Genomic DNA, 19,978 nt, shown 5'->3' on the forward strand with positions numbered 1-19,978 from the left:
ACACATTAAATCAACAGAGGAAAATTAAATGACTATTCTCCTTACTAACATGGGAACTTCCGACCTCGCTGTCAAAATTGACGGTCATTATCTTCCCATTGGTTTTGACCGCAATGAACCGAATATGGCGGAAGCAGAAGCCGAAATTCAAGGTAAAGTTGAAGCTGAAAAATGGCGAAATCGCTTTGGGATTATTAAAGACAAACTTGGTTCAGAATTAGGAATTAGCGATACTAAAAACTTCCGCGAATTAAGTCGAGTAATCTTAGAAAAATATCAACAAGAACCCGAAATTTGGCACAAACGTTTACGTCCCGGACGTATTCTCGGTATCATTGAAACAGCCAAGAAAAGATTTGGTATTCATACTGCTTATATCTTTGTTACCAATCAACCTGAATTTGTTGTTAATTTCCAGGGAGAGAAAGAACCAAATCCCGGATATCCTACTGATTCAATTCATTTATTCCACATTCTCAAGCTTTGGTTTGAACGTGAGTTTGGTCAAGATTACTTGCAGTTTAAACCTGTATATCTTGAAGATGTTTCGGCAATTGATTTAGATGGATTGCTAAATAAATATTACAACTTCTTTCTAAAGCTTGACAAAAACGAACAAATCCTCATTAGTATTAAAGGAGGAACGCCACAAATGCAAACCGCACTGCGAGTGCAAGCGGTTTCTTCTGAAGTTTCTAATCAAGTTTATTTAGAACCAAAACTGTCGATTCTCAAGCTTTTAGCTGGAGAAGCTTCCGAGTGTCATGTTTTCTCTTATTGGCGCTATCAACGTATTCAAAAATATCAAACGGTTAAGCAATTATTACAGCGTTGGGATTTTGATGGAGCGCGAGTAATTTTGGAGCAATGGTTATCAACTTTAAAAGAGTTAGAAAAAGCGGGTATTGAGGAAGTTCAAGCTAATGAAAGTTCCTTGGAATTGCTGGTGAAAGCGTTGAGAATGGCAGTAGGATATCTTAATTTAGATGCAGAGGAAGCAAATAAACAAGCGGATCAAGCTTTAGGAGAGTTAGCAACAATACCGCAAGATTATCAGCACAACGGATATGCTCGTTTGCTCAATTTATATACGCAATGTTGTTTGTTTTGGGATTTAGATCGGATTGCGGATTTTCTCTCTCGGATGGGTTCTTTTTACGAGGAGACGTTACACGAGTTAATCCGTCAGTTGGATGGCGAAAAATATTTCGATCGTATTGAGTATCCTGATGATTGGTATTTGAATGAAAATACTATAGATGAGTTTCTGGCTAATAGCGATTTAGTTAATAATTTTGATAGGTTGGAGTCGAAGATTAATAAAAAATATTACCCAAAATGGCAGCGAGAAAGAGAAATGCCTAAAAAATATTACAAGCTTCCGGGTCGTTTTAGTAAATTAAATTTTGTTCAAGCTTTGGTAGAAACTAAAAAAGGCGATCTAGCAGCTTTTAATGAAATGACTTCCGCAATGGAAAAACTCGATTATTGGGCTGCAAAGCGCAATCAATTAATTCATGGTGCAAAAGGCGTTTCTAAACAAAGAATGAAAGAAGTTCTTGCAGAAGATAAGCGACTTCGGCAAGAAAGAAAAATGAAAAATAAGGATATCAGTAAAAATGTGGTTCGGGCTTGTAAACCGGAAGAAATTTTAACTAAAATGACTATTATTAGTCGTAGTGTTTTACAGTTGACAAAGGTGTCTTTACCGGATTCGGTGATGTATTCTAATCCTGATTATCTTGATTCAGCAAACGAACCTTATTACATTTATTCGGATATTCGTAAGTGGGTGGAAGAAACTCTCGATCGCGATTTGTGAAGATGAGTGACGGGAAAAGCGCGATCGCCACTTTTCACGCGATCGCGCTTTACTCTTATTGGGGACAACGATGCTCGTTACCGTTTCGATCTTCGCAAACTGAGGTAGCAGTTGTGCTTGTGGCTATGATTTGCGGTGCAAAACCTAGCACGAGGATGAGGGCGATCGCGATCGTGGTAATCTTTTTCATGGTTGCTTTTCTCCGGGTACGAACCAAAAACACTCCCAGAAGCAAGTTTTGTTAGCTAGTCAATGCCGCGATAATCACCTAATTACGCTCTCTTTTGTCCCTTCATTAACCACTCTAAAACCCATCTTTCTCAGCGACAATAGTTTTCATGCGAATGACGAAAAATTAATTTTTCATCTCAAATTTACTTCCCGAAAACAGAAAATTGCCCCCGATCTTTTTCCTAAAAAAACTAGACAAAACTATTTTGATGAGTTATTATAAATGTGGTGGAAAAACCAAGTAATCCCAAGAATATTTGTGGCAAGTTGCTTGGAGACACCACCATGAAAAAGCTAATCAACCTTGCAGTAGTAGCGTTAATCGCTTTCGCACCAATACTCATCCCTCATCAGGCTACTGGATACTTGTCGGGATTTCTGGCAATGGCGGTAAGATTAGGCGATGATTGCGCGATGCAACGTTTAGAGAAAAAGCTAGAGCAAAAATAGCTCGGAAAGTAACTCGGTTTCCCAAAGAACCGGGTTTTTTAATCTCAAAAATGAAGTTAGAAAACCAACCCCCTCGTTTCTAGACTCTGTCTAGAAATGCTCCTGGGAGGCTCCGCCTCCATAACAAAGATCGCGAGGTAGAATGTCAAAAATAAGGTAGAGACGCAGCGAACCACATCTCTACCTAGATAGCCGTACTCAGAGCGAGCGAAGCTACTTTTTACTTGCAGTTGTTTCCATTAATTCAACTTCCTTTGGAAGTTAGAAAACCGATAACTGCTCTCGGTTTCTAGATATTAGAATAGCCAATCTAGTTACTAGAAAGACAGGTCAAAATGACCTTGACTCACACCCAAATATCAACTAGCCCGTGTCGCTGTCTAATTACTCACAAATTTTCTTCCAGAGAGGAACAGGAATTTCCTCATAATGTTCCAAAAGAAAATCCATCATTGCTAAATGACGCAAATCATTCGTAGTCGGACGACGATAATAACGACCCCGCTTAAACCAACCTCTAACTGTCGAATAAGAACGTTGACAAATTTCTGCCATTTGCTCGTAAGTTACATTCCATTTCAGATAAAATTGCTGTGGTGTCATTCCTAATTGACAATGGCTGTAAAGTGAAATTAAATGCAATTCCCTTGCTTGTAAACTACGAGGTTTATTCATCCTCAAACTTCTCCAAATCAGTTTCCCAAGCTGTATCAACAACACACCAACGGGCTGAAGGTGAATCAGGGTCTAGAAGTAGTAAATAACACCATTTCCAATTACCAGATTCCGGTGCGTAGCCGTAATAACGACCGATAACAACTCCCCAATCAGTTAACTCTGGTTCATCGATTGGTAGCCAACTAACCACCGAACCAAAAGGGAAACGAGGGGTAGTTGCATCGAGAAAAAATGCCGGGGAATCGACGGGAATGGGTAACATTCGACTGCGGACTAAAGAATCGGCAATTACGGCAGATTCACCTTGGCGAATTCCATGCAAATAAGTAGAAATAACCTCAAAATTAAGATTATTTATTAGTTGCTTAATTAACAACGCCGCCAGATTTTCTAATTCCTCTGAAATCAAATTACTCTCGTTTATTTGAGCAAGTTTTTCCAGTAACTCAAGCACCGCAAAATCTTTCAGTGCTTTTTGATAACCGGGTGGTTCTAAGCGCAAAAAATCTCTTTGGTAGTTGACCATTTTTTGTCTCCTTTACTAACTATTAATGAGAGTCAATATTTATGACCACAACTGTTCGATTTGTGGTATAATGCCAGTAAAAACGTTTCGACATTGAAGCTGAAGAACTCCAAAGATTTTTACCTTTTTTTCGATAGCGATGAGTCCTTAAACTGCGGTAGCTAGCACCCTCTTGACAGAAAAGAGAAAAAGCTTTCTGGTACTGACGACGAGTGGATATAGGCAAATAATTCAGTTGTTTTTCAGCTTGTTTCGTCAGAACTAACGTGAATTTCGGCGATCCATTTGGCATCTCCTTGGCTGATATTTATTAGTCTCTCCCTTTGTTAACAATCAACTAATTTTTTACTATTTCTATTAGCCCGCATAGCTGAGCTTTCAGGCGTTTGGCAGGAATTTTGGGGGCAAAAAAGTTTCACACAATTAAAACTTGCTCGTCTACAACAAACTTAGGTTGAATTCCCAGAATTGCTACTTTATTTCGGCAGTGGGCGGAGAGAGGATAAAATCGGAGTTGGTCTGTTTCAGAATCGAGCATTTTGTCTAGCTTTTGTTGCAATTTTTCGTATTGATTATCGTTCAAGACTGCTTCAAAAACTGACTTTTGGACTCGCAAACCGTAAGCTTGCAAAAGTTTTGCTACTCTTTGGCGGCGGCTATCTTCTACAATGTCGTAACAAATTAGGTAAAACATCAGCTTTGACTAAGGTTTTAGGGTGGGGAATTCTCCCCCCTTGTTAAGGGGGGACTAATTTTAATGATTGGTTGAGAATGAGATAATTGTTTGGAGATTCTTCGCTCAGAATGACATGATTGATTGGGAATCAGATAATTGTTTGGGAGATTCTTCGCTCAGAATGACATGGTTGATTGAGAATGAGATAATTTTTGGGAGATTCTTCGCTCAGAATGACATGGTTGAGAATGAGATAATTTTTGGGAGATTCTTCGCTCAGAATGACATGATTGAGAATGAAATAATTGTTTGGAGATTCTTTGCTCAGAATGACATGGTTGAGAATGAGATAATTGTTTGGAGATTCTTCGCTCAGAATGACATGATTGAGAATGAAATAATTGTTTGGAGATTCTTTGCTCAGAATGACATGGTTGAGAATGAGATAATTGTTTGGAGATTCTTCGCTCAGAATGACATGGTTGAGAATGAGATAATTGTTTGGAGATTCTTCGCTCAGAATGACATGGTTGGCTGAGAATTATCGGACAAAATTAGGAAAACGAAACAAAACGACGTTGTTTGATAGTTTGCTTAACGGGGAATAACGCCAAAGGTTTATTCGCTTTCCAGGTTACAAATAAAGGTTGGTAGAAATCGATTTTTCCTAACAAATAATCCACGTAAGCTTGTACTTGCCATTGTAAGCAACGACGATAGGTCATTTGTCCGGCTAAATAATGATTGATTTGTGCGGTTAATTTGGCTTCCCAGTGGTAAATAAATTTCTCTAGGGCTGCGGGAGAAAGTAAGTAGTTTCCTAAGTCGTCGGGAGGAAGAAAGTCATCGCAGGTGAGAAGCTGGGAGTTGACTAAGTTGATAACTAAGTCTTCGACAATGGGGGCGCGAAATTGCTCCATTAAGTCGCAAACTAAGGGTGTATGATTGATGCAGTTGAGATGGAAGTGTCCCCAGTGAGGGTTTAATCCAACTTCACGGATGAAGGTGAATAAGTTTTGACTTAGAAGTGCGTAACCGAGATTGAGTAAGGTGTTGATGTAGTCTAGCGGTGGTGTGTCCTGGCGTTGGTGAAATTGGAAAACTTCGGGTAGTAGGGAACCGAGAGCGGGATAATATAAGTTGTTGGCTTTGTTGTGGTAAAACCAAAGGGCTTTGTGACTGTTGACGCTGGGTAAATGTTCGAGTAGCAAGGCGAGGGTTTTGATGGCTTCGGTGGCTAGTTGAGTTGAGTGGGAGTGGTTTAAACGCCGCAAGAGTGTGCATTTGTTGTGGAGTTTGGCGCGAATTAAGGTTTCTGCAAGGAGGTGGCTAAAGGTTTGGTTACGCCATTGCTTTTTTTGTTGGATTAAGGTTTTGCTGAGTGGTGGTTGGAAGTCGTTGAGGTGGACGAGAAGATATCCTTGTTCGCTGATATATAAGATCGGTTTTTGTTCGCTGAGGGCTATTCGGGTAGCTTGGGGAGAGATTTTGTTGGGGCTGAAGATAATGATTTGGCTGACTTGGTGGATGGGTATTTCTGCTTGGAGTTGGTTTTGTTGGTGAATTTGGAAGTATTTGTCACTGACGTTAAGTATGGTGTTGGGTTTGGTTATGTAGAGGGTGGACATAATTTGTTGTTGATTTGTGTTCTGTTTCTATGATGTGGGGGGGTATCTGAGTTCTTGTTTGCGTTTGTGTCGTGTTTGTATGAGTTGGTATCTGAGTTGGGAATGTTGGTGTTTTTGGGGGAATTTTTGGGAGTTGGTGAGAGGTGACGAGTGGGGTTTTATAGCAGTAAACAGTAAACAGTGATGAGAGCCTATGCTAGCAAGGTTTTCCGAAAATGAGGATGTCCTAACTAATTCGTTCTCTGCTATAACGAGTTTTGCTGAGGTGTTTCGTTAAAGGTTGGCGGTGTTTATTCTTGGTGTTGAATTAAAAAGCTACAAAAATCTTGGTGACTTTTGTAGCTTTTTTGGATTTTAATTCGCGTTTCGATTAGTTCTACTTCCCTAGAAGTTGGTCAATGGTTGTTCTTGTTCTCTCTTTTTATTGGACAAAAGTTTCCATTAGTTCAACTTCCGAAGAAGTTAGAAGACGGACTTTCGTTATCTGCTCGTACGCAGATAATTGTTTCCATTAGTTCAACTTCCGAAGAAGTTAGAAGAGGACGATTGCAAACTGGTAGGAGGTACTCCCATCTAGTTTCCATTAGTTCAACTTCCGAAGAAGTTAGAAGCGGGCCAGGAACTTTCGAGTTAGTAACTGAGGCATCGTTTCCATTAGTTCAACTTCCGAAGAAGTTAGAAGCTGCTCTTCTCGGATCCGCTGCCATTGGAGGAGCTCTGCTGTTTCCATTAGTTCAACTTCCGAAGAAGTTAGAAGCATACTGGGGGTGTCCGCCGGACACCGCGACTGTAACGCAGGGTTTCCATTAGTTCAACTTCCGAAGAAGTTAGAAGCGCAGAACGAGGGGCCAGCCCGTCCCGTTCGGGAGATGTTTCCATTAGTTCAACTTCCGAAGAAGTTAGAAGTCGGAGAGTAGCACTACTACGTATTACGGGTGTCCCCCAGACACGTTTCCATTAGTTCAACTTCCGAAGAAGTTAGAAGACCCCTCAAAAAGTGGTAATCTACGTCAATGGCGTAGGTCGTTTCCATTAGTTCAACTTCCGAAGAAGTTAGAAGGGGTTTGGCTTTGGCTGTTATTTCTGTTGCTGTTTCTGCAGGTTTCCATTAGTTCAACTTCCGAAGAAGTTAGAAGAATTCATCGAGTTCTCCTTCAGGTCAACATTCAGCTTTACGTAGGGTTTCCATTAGTTCAACTTCCGAAGAAGTTAGAAGTGCAGCAGGTCCAGGAAGTCCCATTGGACATTCAGTTTCCATTAGTTCAACTTCCGAAGAAGTTAGAAGAACAGCGGTGTTGGCCAGGGCTAGATCAAGCCATAAAGAAGTTTCCATTAGTTCAACTTCCGAAGAAGTTAGAAGAAAATTACTCCAAAAAATAATCCCAATGTCTCGTTTGTTTCCATTAGTTCAACTTCCGAAGAAGTTAGAAGGAAAAGTGTTCTTGGTAAATGGGAGCGGAGAACAAATAGTTTCCATTAGTTCAACTTCCGAAGAAGTTAGAAGAGGTAAAAGAGACAGGGCACGTATTTTTTTTAGAGTTTCCATTAGTTCAACTTCCGAAGAAGTTAGAAGGTATCGCAGCCTATGGGATCGTACATGGGGTCCGACATGTTTCCATTAGTTCAACTTCCGAAGAAGTTAGAAGAGGTGGAAACACCCCGCCAGCGACCGAGTGCACGGACCTGTTTCCATTAGTTCAACTTCCGAAGAAGTTAGAAGTTTGCCGGCACTTCCCCGGAAGCAATTTTTCGGGAAGATTGGTTTCCATTAGTTCAACTTCCGAAGAAGTTAGAAGTCCATTGGATATACAAGTACGTTCCGAATTAGGGACGGAGGTTTCCATTAGTTCAACTTCCGAAGAAGTTAGAAGAGTACGTTTTTTTTCTAAACGCTAACGATTCTGAAATTCTAGTTTCCATTAGTTCAACTTCCGAAGAAGTTAGAAGTAGATGAGGTTAACCGTGTCCTCCAACAAGCCAATATGTTTCCATTAGTTCAACTTCCGAAGAAGTTAGAAGCGGACACGCGCACTGTGACTCAAGAGTGTAACAAAAAGTGTTTCCATTAGTTCAACTTCCGAAGAAGTTAGAAGAATGAATGAGGCTCACTCCCCTGAGGAGATAAGTTTCCATTAGTTCAACTTCCGAAGAAGTTAGAAGGAAGGTGCCCTTAGATATCCAGGTGCGCTCTGCTGAGTTAGTTTCCATTAGTTCAACTTCCGAAGAAGTTAGAAGAGGGTCAAGATAGAACCCGCTTGGTAACTGGATTATAACCTAGTAAAATTCCGGGGGTCAAGGGAGTAGCCGAGTAATTGAGAATAAATGTCATTAATCACCTCGCTTGGAAGCTTGAAAGTCTTACGCTGACTGGGGTTGGTAGCACTCGACGCAAGAATGGGCATTTCAGCGATCGCGCGACTGCTACCAGAAAGGGTGAGAAAATGAGGAAACTAGGAGGGTAGGGTCTCGCTATTTACATTTTAGACTGGATGGGGCGGTAGTTTTCTTGTTCGCCAAGGACGCAGGTGAGATATTCCCAAACTTGTAATTCCAGACAGCGTTGATAGGTAACTTTAGCGCCAGTATGAGAATGAGTTATTTGGCTTTGTAGTTTAGTTTGCCAATGTTTGAGGAAGATTTTCAAAGCAGAAGGTTGGAGGTAGACACCACCTCGGTTGTCTGGGGCGGTAAAGTCTTCGGGGATAAAGATATTCGAGTTGAGGAGGTAGACGACTAAACTATCAACAATAGGGGCGCGGAATTCTTCAATTAAGTCGGAAACTAAGGCAGGATGGTTATGGCGAGGTGTGTGTAAGTTACCAAAGTGGGGATGAAGTCCGATCGCTTGAATTAAGGTATAAAGATTTTGGAACACTAAGGTGTAACCTAGGCTAAGAAGACTGTTGACAGGATCGGTAGGCGGACGACGGGTGCGTTTGGTAAACTGGAAAGGGTCTTGAATTAAGGTTCCTAGTGCTTGAAAATAGATTCGAGCGCTTTGTCCTTCGTAACCGAATAAGGTGTCAATTGATTCTGCTTGTGGTATTTTGTTAATCGTGTCAGCTAATTGGGCGATCGCTTCTTTGACTTCTGTTTGTTGGTGATAACGATTTAATCTTCGCAATAGTATCCAAGAGTTAGATAGTTTCCCCGCGACGATACTTTTGGCTTGACGTAAGCGAAATTCGGGGTTAAGAGAATTTTTGACTTGCTGTTGCAGATAGTCAATTTCGGCAATTTTACCTTGCAAGCGCCCAAAGTAACGTCCCTGATATGATAAAAACATTACAGGTATTTGTCGCCGTAGTGCTAAACTCATCGCACCGTGAGTGAGACGACAGCTACCAAATAAGACGATGTGGCTGATACGGTTGACGGGAATTGAGAGTTGGATTTCGCTGTTGTGGTATATCTGGAACTGTTGGTGCTTAACTTTGAGGGAAGCTCCTCGTTCGGTGACGTACAATACAGTCATAATTCAGATTTGGTGAAATTCTGCTTACAGTTCCATGTTCGGAAGTGGGATCTGAGTTTGGATATGACTATTGGCAGTTTGGTATATAACTTAGAATGAGAACTGCGATCTGGTATTCTAACGATGGGGAAACAAAAGGGTAAGCGATCTTTAATTGCCTCAATTACAGGAATTAAGGTTGCCAAGCTGAAACTGGAACAACGCAGTCTGACTCAAAAGCATTTTGGGGAGGATTTACAAATTTCTTGGTCTACGATTAGTAAGTTTTTTAATGGTAAGCCTGTAGATCGTCGGATTTTTGTGGAAATTTGTGAGGCTTTGGATTTAGAGTGGGAAGATATTGTTTTGCATCCAACTCTTCCTGAGTTAGAAGCGACTACGGCTGCTGCTAGTTTACCAGATGATTTGGCTTTTGTTGAACAAAGTTCTGCTCGTGCGAGAATTGCACTTAATCCTTATATTTTACCTCTTATTCGTCGGGAAGCTTTGTTGAGTCGCTGTTTGGATGCTATTTTTCGAGGGGTGAAGGAAAAGAAGCGTCGGGTGATTTCGATTCTGGGTGCGGCGGGTTATGGTAAGAGTACGCTGTTGGGAAGTATTTACGATCGCCTCAAGGAAGATTTTACTACGGCGGCTGCTGGTTGGGTGGCTTTGGTTCGCTGCAATGATTTAATTGAGTCAGCAGAGATGTTGAGTTGGGAGTTGGGAGAGAAACTCACTGGAAAGCGTGAGTCTATTGTTGAGGTGACGCGCAAGTTAAGTCAATCTCTGGGTCGAGGTGTGCTGTTACTGGATACTTTAGATTTAATTTTAGAACCGAAGTTAGTCCCGATTTGGCGTTGTTTGTGTATTGAGTTACTGGAAAATGAGGTAACTGTGGTTTTTACTTGTCGCGATACTGACTTCCGCGATTTTTTCTCTCCTTATCCGGAAAGTTTTGCGGGGTTTTTCGACAGTGTGGAAAAGCAGTTGGTTAAGGAGTTTGATGATAAGGAGGTAACGGAAGCGGCTACGGCTTTTTTGCAAGGTTTAGGTACTACTGATTTGGCTGGTTGTCAAGCTTTTGCGGAAAAAATTATTGCTTTGAGTGCGGATAGTCAGTCTTTAACGGAGATTACACACAATCCTTTACTTTTGGCTTTGCTTTGCGATTTGTTTGCGAAGCAAGAAAATGTGCCGGAGGACTTGACAGTTAGCCAACTTTATGATATTTTCTGGGATTTTCGAATTAGTCAGAGTCGGAAGTTGCATGCGGATGCGAGACGAGTCGGGATAGCGAAGAAAAATCTTTGCTTGCGGCTGGCGGAAATAATGTATGGTAGTTCTAGCGATCGCCTCAGAGATTTTGTTTACGAAACGCAGCTAGAGTTAGACGAGATTGAGTTTCAAGCTTATAGCGAATTGAAAAGCGACGGTGTAATTAACGAGATTGGGGGAGAGAGACTAATTTTCTTTCACCAAACCTTCGTCGAATACGCGATCGCGCGTTGGCTTTATTCTACACCCACCGGAGAAACCGCGCAAGTCGAACTTCTCGGCTTTCTCCAACTCGACCAAACGGCTTATACTAAACACTACTTATGGTCGGTGTTACGTCAACTTCTCAACTTAGTTAGCATTGGCGAATTTTTCCGGATTAGTCGCAACTTCAACAGACAACAAATGCTTCCATTTCGCACAGTTGCATTTGCGAGTGTTTCCCATGCCGACAGTCAAGCTTCCTCTATTTTACTCGAATTAATTCCCATTGCCTTACAACTTGGCGACGCTTACCAAAATACCTTATTAATTGCCATTAAATCAGCATCTAATCGTCATCTTAACTCAGTTTGGTCAGTTAACTTAGCCTTACTTTCCCATTGCGATACTAGCTTAAGTAACAAAGTAGCAGAAACCGCAGGCGAACTTTTAACCCGACTCCAAATTAATCCCGGAAAAAAAATCGAACAAGCCTTAGTTACAATTCAAAATCGCCCCTTAAGTTTAGACGCTAAAGGTAACGACGAACGCAGTTACTTTTTTGGCAATCTTATTACAGCTTACGCCCAAACACCCAAAACTTTTGGCAAAAATATCGACATCGAAGTTTGTCAAACTTTGCAACAACATTATTATAACTGCGGCAGTCAAACTCGTCGCGTAATTATCCAACTTCATTTAACACCAGATATTCCCCCAGAATTACAAATTAGTTTATTCACAACAATTATCGCCCAACCGCCACACAATTTATTCAAAGAAAAAGAAGAGGCTTTGAGTTTATTTCAACAAGTTTTACCCAGATTAATTAATAGCAGCGACACCAGCTTTGGGAATAACTGGTTAGCCGCCCTTTATACCCCAATTCCGGGAAGATGGGAACAAGTATTAGCTGCAACGGTAGGCTTTCAAGCTACGAAAAACCCAAGTTTAATTACAACTTTAGCAACTAATATTTTACTAGGAGATGCCCAACGAACTGGGAAGAAACTATATCTCGAACAACTCGCCCTCGAAGCAGCAATTAATTATGGCGCAGGGGAACTTTTCACTACTGCTTTATTGCAAATACCTTGTCAAGAAATTCCCTCTTCGCGCTTACCTACCGTCTCAAATTTATTAAGAAGTTTAGTAACTCAAGGTAACAATTTAGAGGGAGAATCTAGGAAAAAAATTGCGAATTGGCTATTAACTCAAATCCAACAGCATCCGAAAGATATTTTGATTATGCTGAATGTTTTAGAGGTAGATAAAATTCTCGGAGAACAATTAGAAAAATATCTGCCTCTGCTTCAGCCAAAAGAGAGAAACTTTGTCCTGAAAAAAATTAAGTGCATTCCCGAACAAATCGAACCTTATCTCCATAGTCAGAGTCACGAAAAAGAAGCCCGTTTAGCCTTAGTTAGACTTTATCAAGCTAAATCAGAAAACCAGCCCCAACCGGAAATTATTAGTTATCTCTATAAATTCTGTTTAGATAAATCCCGCGAAGTTAGTTTAAGCGCTTCTGATGTAATTCTTAATCGGGCGGAAAATGTAGGTTTAGACTTTGCTGAATTATTGACAATCATCGAACAATCGCCAGTTGTTGGTTGTCGCTTTAATTTGGGTAAAGCTTTAATTAAAAATTGTCAAGCAGGCTGGATAATTAATGAGTCAGAACTTTTAGCAATTTGTCAAGTTTTAAGTGAAGAAAATACTGACGAATTGATTCAAGTTTTCTATAAAATAGTCGATGTTTGGTCAGATACACAGCAATTTATCCCTTCAGAAGTGGCTGAGATGACTTTTAAGGTAACTGAAAGAATAATTGAGAGAAAAACAACCAAATATATAGAAACTTACTTAGCACGACCAGCTTATATTACCTTAAAAATGCTGGCTAATCTTGATGATTCTAGTTTAATAAATCGACTGGCGGATTGTACTCGTTTATTATTTAAGAATAGTAATATTAATCGTGCGATCAATAGTTTATTTGTGATTGGTTTGTTGGAAAGAATTAATCGATTTTTGCCCAATTTCCTAACGGAGATTGTCAGAGAAGATTTTCTGGAGTCAGAGAAGATGTTACCATTGACGAACATGGATGCGGCGATCGTGGCGATCGTTCATAGTCAAGGGAAAAATGCCCCTATTCTCGATGAAATTCTCCAAGGAGACTACCCCCAGCAAGTTAAGAATCACATTCTTCGCGAAAGAGAAACATCGTAGGGGCAATCCCCCCCGTGGTTGCCCCGATTCCCTCGTTTCTCGACAGAGTCGAGAAATGCTCTTGGGATGCTGGTGCCTCCACCAAAAGATGAAAAGATGACGAGGCAGAGCCTCTGGGGGTGCGTTACCCGGCTGGAGCCAGGTAACGAGGGAATATATCTATCTCCCCTCGTTTCTCGACAGAGTCGAGAAATGCTCTTGGGAGGCTGGTGCCTCCACCAAAAGATGAAAAGATGACGAGGCAGAGCCTCTAGGGGTGCGTTACCCGGCTGGAGCCAGGTAACGAGGGACGTTGCATCCAATCCCCAATCCCCAATCCCCAATCCCCAGTCCCCAATCCCCAATCGCTACTTTTTCCACTTCATCGGGCGATAAACTTCCTCTTCACCCATCAAACAAGCCACATACTCCCAAATTTGTAATTCCAAACAACGGTGATAATTTACTTTATACCCAGTATGAGGATGAGTAATTTCCTTTTGCAACATTTTTTGCCAATGTTGAAGATACTTTTTCAGTGCATCTGGATGCAAGTATACCCCACCTCGCGCATCTGGTGGCATAAAATCTGCCAAAGTTAAGATTTCGCCATTAACTAAATAAGCTACCAAAGAATCGACAATTGGAGCGCGAAATTCTTCCATCAAATCAGAAATCAAAGCGGGATGATTTTTTTGAGGGGCGTGTAAGTTACCAAAATGAGGATGTAAGCCTACTGCTTGAACTAATGAGTAAATATTCTGGAAAATTAAAGTATACCCTAAACTCAATAAACTATTTACTGGGTCGATGGGAGGACGGCGAGTGCGTTTGTTAAACACAAAAGGTTCTTTCAATAAACTACCATATCCTTGCCAATAAATACGCGCCCCTTCTCCTTCATAACCAAATAATACTTCCAATGATTCAGCAGTGGGTACTTTTTTAATCCATTGTTTTAGTTCGGCAATAGCTTCCTTGGCTGACTCAGTTTGGTTATTTTTGCGACGATTTAAACGTTGCAGGAGAATGCGACTGTTGTGTAACTTTCCCTCGACGATACTTTTGGCTTGCTGCAAAATAAATTCGGCTTCTAAGCAATGTTCTACTTGTGCCACTAAATACTTAATTTCTGCCATCCCTTCGGCTTGCAAACGTCCAAAGTAGTGACCTTTTTGGGAAAGTAAAATAATGGGAATCCGTCGTTTGAGTGCCAAATTTACTGCACCTTGAGAGAGGTTACAACAGCCAAATAAAACAATGTGACTGATGCGATTTGCGGGAATAGCTATTTTTAATTCGTGATTGTGGGAAACTTGAAACTGCTGATGTTTAACGTTGATATAAGCACCTTGTTCGGTGACATATAATGTTGTCATTGCTTCACTCCAATATTGTTTAGCACTAGCTGGATTAAAAACAGTTTTGTGGCGCTTGAGACTACAAGTACGAGGTGGACGCGAAATGGGAACTATGGTTTTTTTTTTCGCTTTGGTTCGTGACTGAGGTAATTTTCGTACTGGAGGGATAATTTGTCCTGCTTGAAAACGATAACCGAGAAATTTAAATTCTTCGTGAGGGGCAAATATTTGGGTCTTTTCTGGTTGTAAGGTGAGGTAAATGTCTCGCAGCCAGTAACGTAGTAAATGCAAAATGCGGGTGGCTTCTAGCAATCCTGGGGTGGCAATGACAAAATCATCTCCATAGCGGACTAATTTGATGTCTAAGTCGAGACATTTAGCATCAAATTCGCTTAAATACAAGTTGGCTAAGGCACCGGAAAGAATGCCTCCTTGTAAGACTCCTTTTATCCAATGTAAGCGCCGTTGTTGGATGATTACGCCACTTTTTAGTTGTTGTTCGATTAGGCGCAATGTTGTCGGTTCGAGTGAGATTTTTTCTAATTGGGTTAGTAATAATGCCCAAGAAAGGTTGTCGAAGAATTGAGCGATGTCGGCTTTGATTATCCAGACGGGTTGGGCTGTATAAAATTGGGCAAAATAGTCGATTGCTTGTTTGACACCGTTACCGGGACGATATGCGAAGGAACAGTTACTGAAGGTTTCTTCTAAGGCTGGATAAATTGATTGTAAGAGTAAGCGTTGGACGATACGATCTTTGACGGTGGGAATTCCTACTAATCTGTAGCCGCCGCTTTTTTTCTTGAGGTAAAAGCCTTTGGCTGGATAGGCTAGATAGGTTTCTTGTTGTAGCTGGTGTTGCAGAAAAGGTAGTTCTTGGTTAACTATTCCGCTAAATAAGTCGGTGGTAATTCCGTCAATTCCTGCGGCTTGGGTGCGTTGGCGAACTATTTCCCATGCTGCTTCTAGGTGTATGAGGGAGATGTCCATTTGGTTGTGTATTTGGAGGTTCTTTTTTCATTCTCCAGGGGGGTATCTGAGTTTGAGTTTGAGTATGTGGGGTGAATGTATGAGTTGGTATTTGATTTTGGGAATTTTTTGTTTAATGTTTGAGGGGGGTGGGGCTAATTCTGCGGTTGGGTTAGCTTTTTTATTAATTTAGATAAAAAAAACTACAAAAGTTTTTTGGCTTTTGCAGTTTCTTTTGGTTTTTATTTTCTGTTTCCATTAATTCAACTTCCGAAGAAGTCAGAAGACGAGCCTTCTCATTCTAGCCACTCTAACCCCGCTAGGTTTCCATTAATTCAACTTCCGAAGAAGTCAGAAGTGTTACAAAGAAAAAATATAATAGCTACAGCGTGTTTCCATTAATTCAACTTCCGAAGAAGTCAGAAGCTTGGGCTTGGGCTTGGGCTTGGGCTCTCGGTTTCCATTAATTCAACTTCCGAAGAAGTCAGAAGTTGCTGTTTCCGCTGTTGTTGCACAGGCACCCGGTTTCCATTAATTCAACTTCCGAAGAAGTCAGAAGACAACAGCAACAACGAGCATATACATGGGGACCATGTTTCCATTAATTCAACTTCCGAAGAAGTCAGAAGCCCTCGGAAGAAACCGTCGGGGCGATTGTCTATGAAGGTTTCCATTAATTCAACTTCCGAAGAAGTCAGAAGTATGGAAAAACTGTGGAGGGGAAAATTTCCGATGCTAGAAGTTTCCATTAATTCAACTTCCGAAGAAGTCAGAAGAGGAGAAGCGGACAAAAAATGCCGCAGCTCTCTGGATAAGTTTCCATTAATTCAACTTCCGAAGAAGTCAGAAGACTATCTCCAACGTAAGTCCGGACGCATTTTACGTCCAGGGTTTCCATTAATTCAACTTCCGAAGAAGTCAGAAGGCTTGTACGACTACCCAAAATTTTTTTGGGAGATCATATGTTTCCATTAATTCAACTTCCGAAGAAGTCAGAAGCAGCAGGTGTTTCCTGTGGAGTGGGTCTAAATATTGTTTCCATTAATTCAACTTCCGAAGAAGTCAGAAGGCGATACGGCCCCAGCCGCCGAGTGCAAAAATCTTGTTTCCATTAATTCAACTTCCGAAGAAGTCAGAAGCCCAGGAATTGGCTACTACGAATGGACGCAGAAAGGTTTCCATTAATTCAACTTCCGAAGAAGTCAGAAGTAGACCCATCTCGAGAGCACTAGAAAATGGGACAACAGGTTTCCATTAATTCAACTTCCGAAGAAGTCAGAAGTGGAGGCATGGGCAGCGGCAAGCAGCTAATTGCTAGTTTCCATTAATTCAACTTCCGAAGAAGTCAGAAGGGTGACACGAGACGGGGTAATCAAAGAGATTATCCGAGTTTCCATTAATTCAACTTCCGAAGAAGTCAGAAGGCTCTCGTTTCTGCTGGCCTTTTCGGTGGTGTTGTTGAGTTTCCATTAATTCAACTTCCGAAGAAGTCAGAAGCTGGTCTCGTTTCTGGTCTCGTTGGCGGTCTCGTTAATGCCAAGTTTCCATTAATTCAACTTCCGAAGAAGTCAGAAGAGCTGTGTAGGGGGGTGCGACCCCTCCCAAGCTAGCTAGTTTCCATTAATTCAACTTCCGAAGAAGTCAGAAGGCGTGTCTTCGACCACAACTTCCTCAGAAGAGCAAACAAGTTTCCATTAATTCAACTTCCGAAGAAGTCAGAAGTTCTGGTGTTGCTCTTTCCGGTCTCATTGGCTTCGGTGGTAGTTTCCATTAATTCAACTTCCGAAGAAGTCAGAAGAATGAACACATACATGGGGACTACGTTTGCCCCAAGGGTTTCCATTAATTCAACTTCCGAAGAAGTCAGAAGTAACAATTTTGCTTTCACCTTTATTGGCGTGTTTGCGTTTCCATTAATTCAACTTCCGAAGAAGTCAGAAGACCCCACTTTTTAGTGGGTTTGAAGTTGAGGTCCATATAGTTTCCATTAATTCAACTTCCGAAGAAGTCAGAAGAATTTTATGGTAACACAAACCACTGCCTCGTGGCAGTGGTGTTTCCATTAATTCAACTTCCGAAGAAGTCAGAAGGAAATTTCCCAGACTAACCAGACACTTGTCCCTTTGGAGTTTCCATTAATTCAACTTCCGAAGAAGTCAGAAGTTTTGTATAAAGCGGACGATATTGCTCTCAAGGCGGCCAAGTTTCCATTAATTCAACTTCCGAAGAAGTCAGAAGAGTCAATTTCGAACGTTGTTTCTGAAACTTTCCTGAGTTTCCATTAATTCAACTTCCGAAGAAGTCAGAAGCTGCAGCTAACGCAGGTGGCGGTGGAGATCTTCCGTTTCCATTAATTCAACTTCCGAAGAAGTCAGAAGGGGGAAACGACTGCCAACTCTCCCCAACACGGACAATTGTTTCCATTAATTCAACTTCCGAAGAAGTCAGAAGATCTTTTTTACTACCCTCTTGGGTGGCGTTGTTGAGTTTCCATTAATTCAACTTCCGAAGAAGTCAGAAGGGGTGGTGGCCAACGTCAGATAGCCCCGGACCGCGGTTTCCATTAATTCAACTTCCGAAGAAGTCAGAAGTGGGCTACAATAGTAGTTTTTGGGATGAAGGGTGGCAAGTTTCCATTAATTCAACTTCCGAAGAAGTCAGAAGACGAGGGGCGAGGGGACCATATACACGGGGACCAGTTTCCATTAATTCAACTTCCGAAGAAGTCAGAAGCTCCGACTTTCCCGCCTTCTCCGGAGAAGCCTGAAGAATGTTTCCATTAATTCAACTTCCGAAGAAGTCAGAAGTCGGTATTCTCGGTTCTCTGTTTGCTGGCAACTCTTGCCAGGTTTCCATTAATTCAACTTCCGAAGAAGTCAGAAGATTTTTGGAGTTATTGTACTCCCTCCGCTTTTGTTTCCATTAATTCAACTTCCGAAGAAGTCAGAAGTTTTAGATTTTCCGAGTGGTATTCCCTTAACCCAGATGGTTTCCATTAATTCAACTTCCGAAGAAGTCAGAAGCGTATTCGGTCCGGTGAGGAAATCAACGGCCCCTGTTTCCATTAATTCAACTTCCGAAGAAGTCAGAAGTCTAATTGAAAATAGAATAGAATATACAGTGAAATATCCTGTTTCCATTAATTCAACTTCCGAAGAAGTCAGAAGCAACGCCGGCCAATTAGGCAAGCCCTCAGTAGTGGTTTTCGTTTCCATTAATTCAACTTCCGAAGAAGTCAGAAGGGCCTTGAACGTAGTCGCGGCAGCTCGCCGTGCACTGGTTTCCATTAATTCAACTTCCGAAGAAGTCAGAAGCTTTATGATCAAATCGTCCAGGACTTTGAACCCGGGGTTTCCATTAATTCAACTTCCGAAGAAGTCAGAAGGGGGCGACAGACCGCACCCAGGAGGCAATCAATAATGTTTCCATTAATTCAACTTCCGAAGAAGTCAGAAGTTAATGGTTTGAACAATAGCCGGAAAGATTATCTCCGACCTCTAGTTTCCATTAATTCAACTTCCGAAGAAGTCAGAAGTTTAGAGAAACTGCGTGAAATAGGAAAGCAAAGTTTCATGTTTCCATTAATTCAACTTCCGAAGAAGTCAGAAGTTTTTTTGGGAATTGTGCGGAGGCCAACTCGGCCTTGTTTCCATTAATTCAACTTCCGAAGAAGTCAGAAGTGTGATGGAAGTTGGTCAGACTCTAGTTTATAAAAAGTTTCCATTAATTCAACTTCCGAAGAAGTCAGAAGCTTGGGTGGTGGCATTGAGATTACCCCTAAGGGTTTGTTTCCATTAATTCAACTTCCGAAGAAGTCAGAAGTAGTAAGTCTAAGAAGAGAGGTTCGATTAATTCTGGTGGAAGTTTCCATTAATTCAACTTCCGAAGAAGTCAGAAGAAAAAACCTATCTGAGCGCCCTCTTGACTAGGTTGTTTCCATTAATTCAACTTCCGAAGAAGTCAGAAGACTTATGCGGGGCAAACGCCCCAGCTGGCAATATCTGGTTTCCATTAATTCAACTTCCGAAGAAGTCAGAAGAACCCGCCGCGGACGAACCCGCCGCGGAATGGAAGTTTCCATTAATTCAACTTCCGAAGAAGTCAGAAGTTCTCTTTCCTCTGCTTGCTGGCAACACTTGCCAGTTTCCATTAATTCAACTTCCGAAGAAGTCAGAAGTAGCGATTTAATTCCCCGGCCTCGTGCTAGCTAACTGTTTCCATTAATTCAACTTCCGAAGAAGTCAGAAGATTTTTTGGCTTGTGCAGAGGCCAATTCGGCCTTAAAGTTTCCATTAATTCAACTTCCGAAGAAGTCAGAAGACGTCAACGGGCCAAATGGAGGGATATCTGAGGGGTCTTTGTTTCCATTAATTCAACTTCCGAAGAAGTCAGAAGCCGATCGCACCCAGACGGCTATAAACAATTACCGCATAGAATGGTTTCCATTAATTCAACTTCCGAAGAAGTCAGAAGCTGTAGACCCCCGCGGG

General features: G+C 41.4%; 12 protein-coding genes and 2 CRISPR repeat arrays. Of the genes, 4 read left to right on the forward strand and 8 right to left on the reverse strand.

Annotated features, from left to right (window positions below):
* Positions 1–28 precede the first annotated feature (28 nt).
* Positions 29–1,822, forward strand: a complete 1,794-nt coding sequence (locus G3T18_RS10555; RefSeq protein ID WP_224410516.1) for a hypothetical protein — start codon at positions 29–31, stop codon at positions 1,820–1,822.
* Between the two features lie 55 nt (positions 1,823–1,877).
* Here G3T18_RS10555 and G3T18_RS25520 read toward each other — a convergent pair whose 3' ends face one another.
* Positions 1,878–2,012, reverse strand: coding sequence for a hypothetical protein (locus G3T18_RS25520; RefSeq protein WP_263480344.1), 135 nt, complete (start codon positions 2,010–2,012; stop codon positions 1,878–1,880).
* Positions 2,013–2,338: 326 nt separating this feature from the next.
* Here G3T18_RS25520 and G3T18_RS10560 point away from each other — a divergent pair, with 326 nt between their 5' ends.
* Positions 2,339–2,503, forward strand: a complete 165-nt coding sequence (locus G3T18_RS10560; RefSeq protein WP_224410517.1) for a hypothetical protein — start codon at positions 2,339–2,341, stop codon at positions 2,501–2,503.
* Between the two features lie 384 nt (positions 2,504–2,887).
* Here the strand turns inward: G3T18_RS10560 and G3T18_RS10565 are convergent, their stop codons facing one another.
* From G3T18_RS10565 to cas2, 4 genes are all read right to left on the reverse strand, one after another.
* Positions 2,888–3,178: a helix-turn-helix domain-containing protein gene (locus G3T18_RS10565; protein WP_224410518.1), complete on the reverse strand. Its 291-nt coding sequence runs from the start codon at positions 3,176–3,178 to the stop codon at positions 2,888–2,890.
* Positions 3,171–3,707 carry a hypothetical protein gene (locus tag G3T18_RS10570; RefSeq protein ID WP_224410519.1) on the reverse strand — a complete coding sequence of 179 codons (537 nt, stop codon included), beginning with the start codon at positions 3,705–3,707 and terminating at the stop codon, positions 3,171–3,173. The genes G3T18_RS10565 and G3T18_RS10570 overlap by 8 nt, the downstream gene beginning before the upstream one ends.
* A 22-nt stretch (positions 3,708–3,729) precedes the next feature.
* Positions 3,730–3,999, reverse strand: coding sequence for a hypothetical protein (locus G3T18_RS10575; protein WP_224410520.1), 270 nt, complete (start codon positions 3,997–3,999; stop codon positions 3,730–3,732).
* Positions 4,000–4,122: 123 nt separating this feature from the next.
* Positions 4,123–4,401 carry a CRISPR-associated endonuclease Cas2 gene (gene cas2, locus G3T18_RS10580; RefSeq protein WP_224410521.1) on the reverse strand — a complete coding sequence of 93 codons (279 nt, stop codon included), beginning with the start codon at positions 4,399–4,401 and terminating at the stop codon, positions 4,123–4,125.
* A 67-nt stretch (positions 4,402–4,468) separates the two neighbouring features.
* On the opposite strand from cas2, the gene G3T18_RS10585 reads away from it, so the two are divergent.
* The gene (locus G3T18_RS10585) at positions 4,469–4,921 is read left to right on the forward strand and encodes a hypothetical protein (RefSeq protein ID WP_224410522.1); all 453 of its coding nucleotides are present in this window, start codon (positions 4,469–4,471) and stop codon (positions 4,919–4,921) included.
* A gap of 16 nt (positions 4,922–4,937) precedes the next feature.
* On the opposite strand, the gene cas1 (G3T18_RS10590) is transcribed toward G3T18_RS10585, so the two are convergent.
* Both cas1 (G3T18_RS10590) and cas1 (G3T18_RS10595) read right to left on the reverse strand, forming a co-directional pair.
* On the reverse strand, positions 4,938–6,011 hold the full coding sequence (gene cas1, locus G3T18_RS10590; RefSeq protein ID WP_224410523.1) for a CRISPR-associated endonuclease Cas1: 1,074 nt from the start codon (positions 6,009–6,011) through the stop codon (positions 4,938–4,940).
* Between the two features lie 434 nt (positions 6,012–6,445).
* Positions 6,446–8,246: direct repeats of the CRISPR family, unit length 35 nt; unit sequence GTTTCCATTAGTTCAACTTCCGAAGAAGTTAGAAG.
* A gap of 238 nt (positions 8,247–8,484) precedes the next feature.
* Positions 8,485–9,486 (reverse strand): CRISPR-associated endonuclease Cas1, encoded by a 1,002-nt coding sequence (gene cas1 / locus G3T18_RS10595; protein WP_224410524.1) that lies wholly within the window; start codon positions 9,484–9,486, stop codon positions 8,485–8,487.
* 123 nt (positions 9,487–9,609) lie between these two features.
* Between cas1 (G3T18_RS10595) and G3T18_RS10600 the strand changes: the two genes are divergently transcribed.
* Positions 9,610–13,179, forward strand: coding sequence for an NACHT domain-containing protein (locus G3T18_RS10600; RefSeq protein WP_224410525.1), 3,570 nt, complete (start codon positions 9,610–9,612; stop codon positions 13,177–13,179).
* 347 nt (positions 13,180–13,526) lie between these two features.
* On the opposite strand, the gene cas1 (G3T18_RS10605) is transcribed toward G3T18_RS10600, so the two are convergent.
* On the reverse strand, positions 13,527–15,509 hold the full coding sequence (cas1, locus tag G3T18_RS10605) for a CRISPR-associated endonuclease Cas1 (RefSeq protein ID WP_224410526.1): 1,983 nt from the start codon (positions 15,507–15,509) through the stop codon (positions 13,527–13,529).
* Between the two features lie 230 nt (positions 15,510–15,739).
* A CRISPR array of direct repeats spans positions 15,740–19,961; the repeat unit is 35 nt; unit sequence GTTTCCATTAATTCAACTTCCGAAGAAGTCAGAAG.
* Positions 19,962–19,978 lie beyond the last annotated feature (17 nt).

It is taken from the genome of Oscillatoria salina IIICB1, from assembly GCF_020144665.1.
In the GTDB taxonomy this organism is placed as follows: Bacteria; Cyanobacteriota; Cyanobacteriia; order Cyanobacteriales; family SIO1D9; genus IIICB1.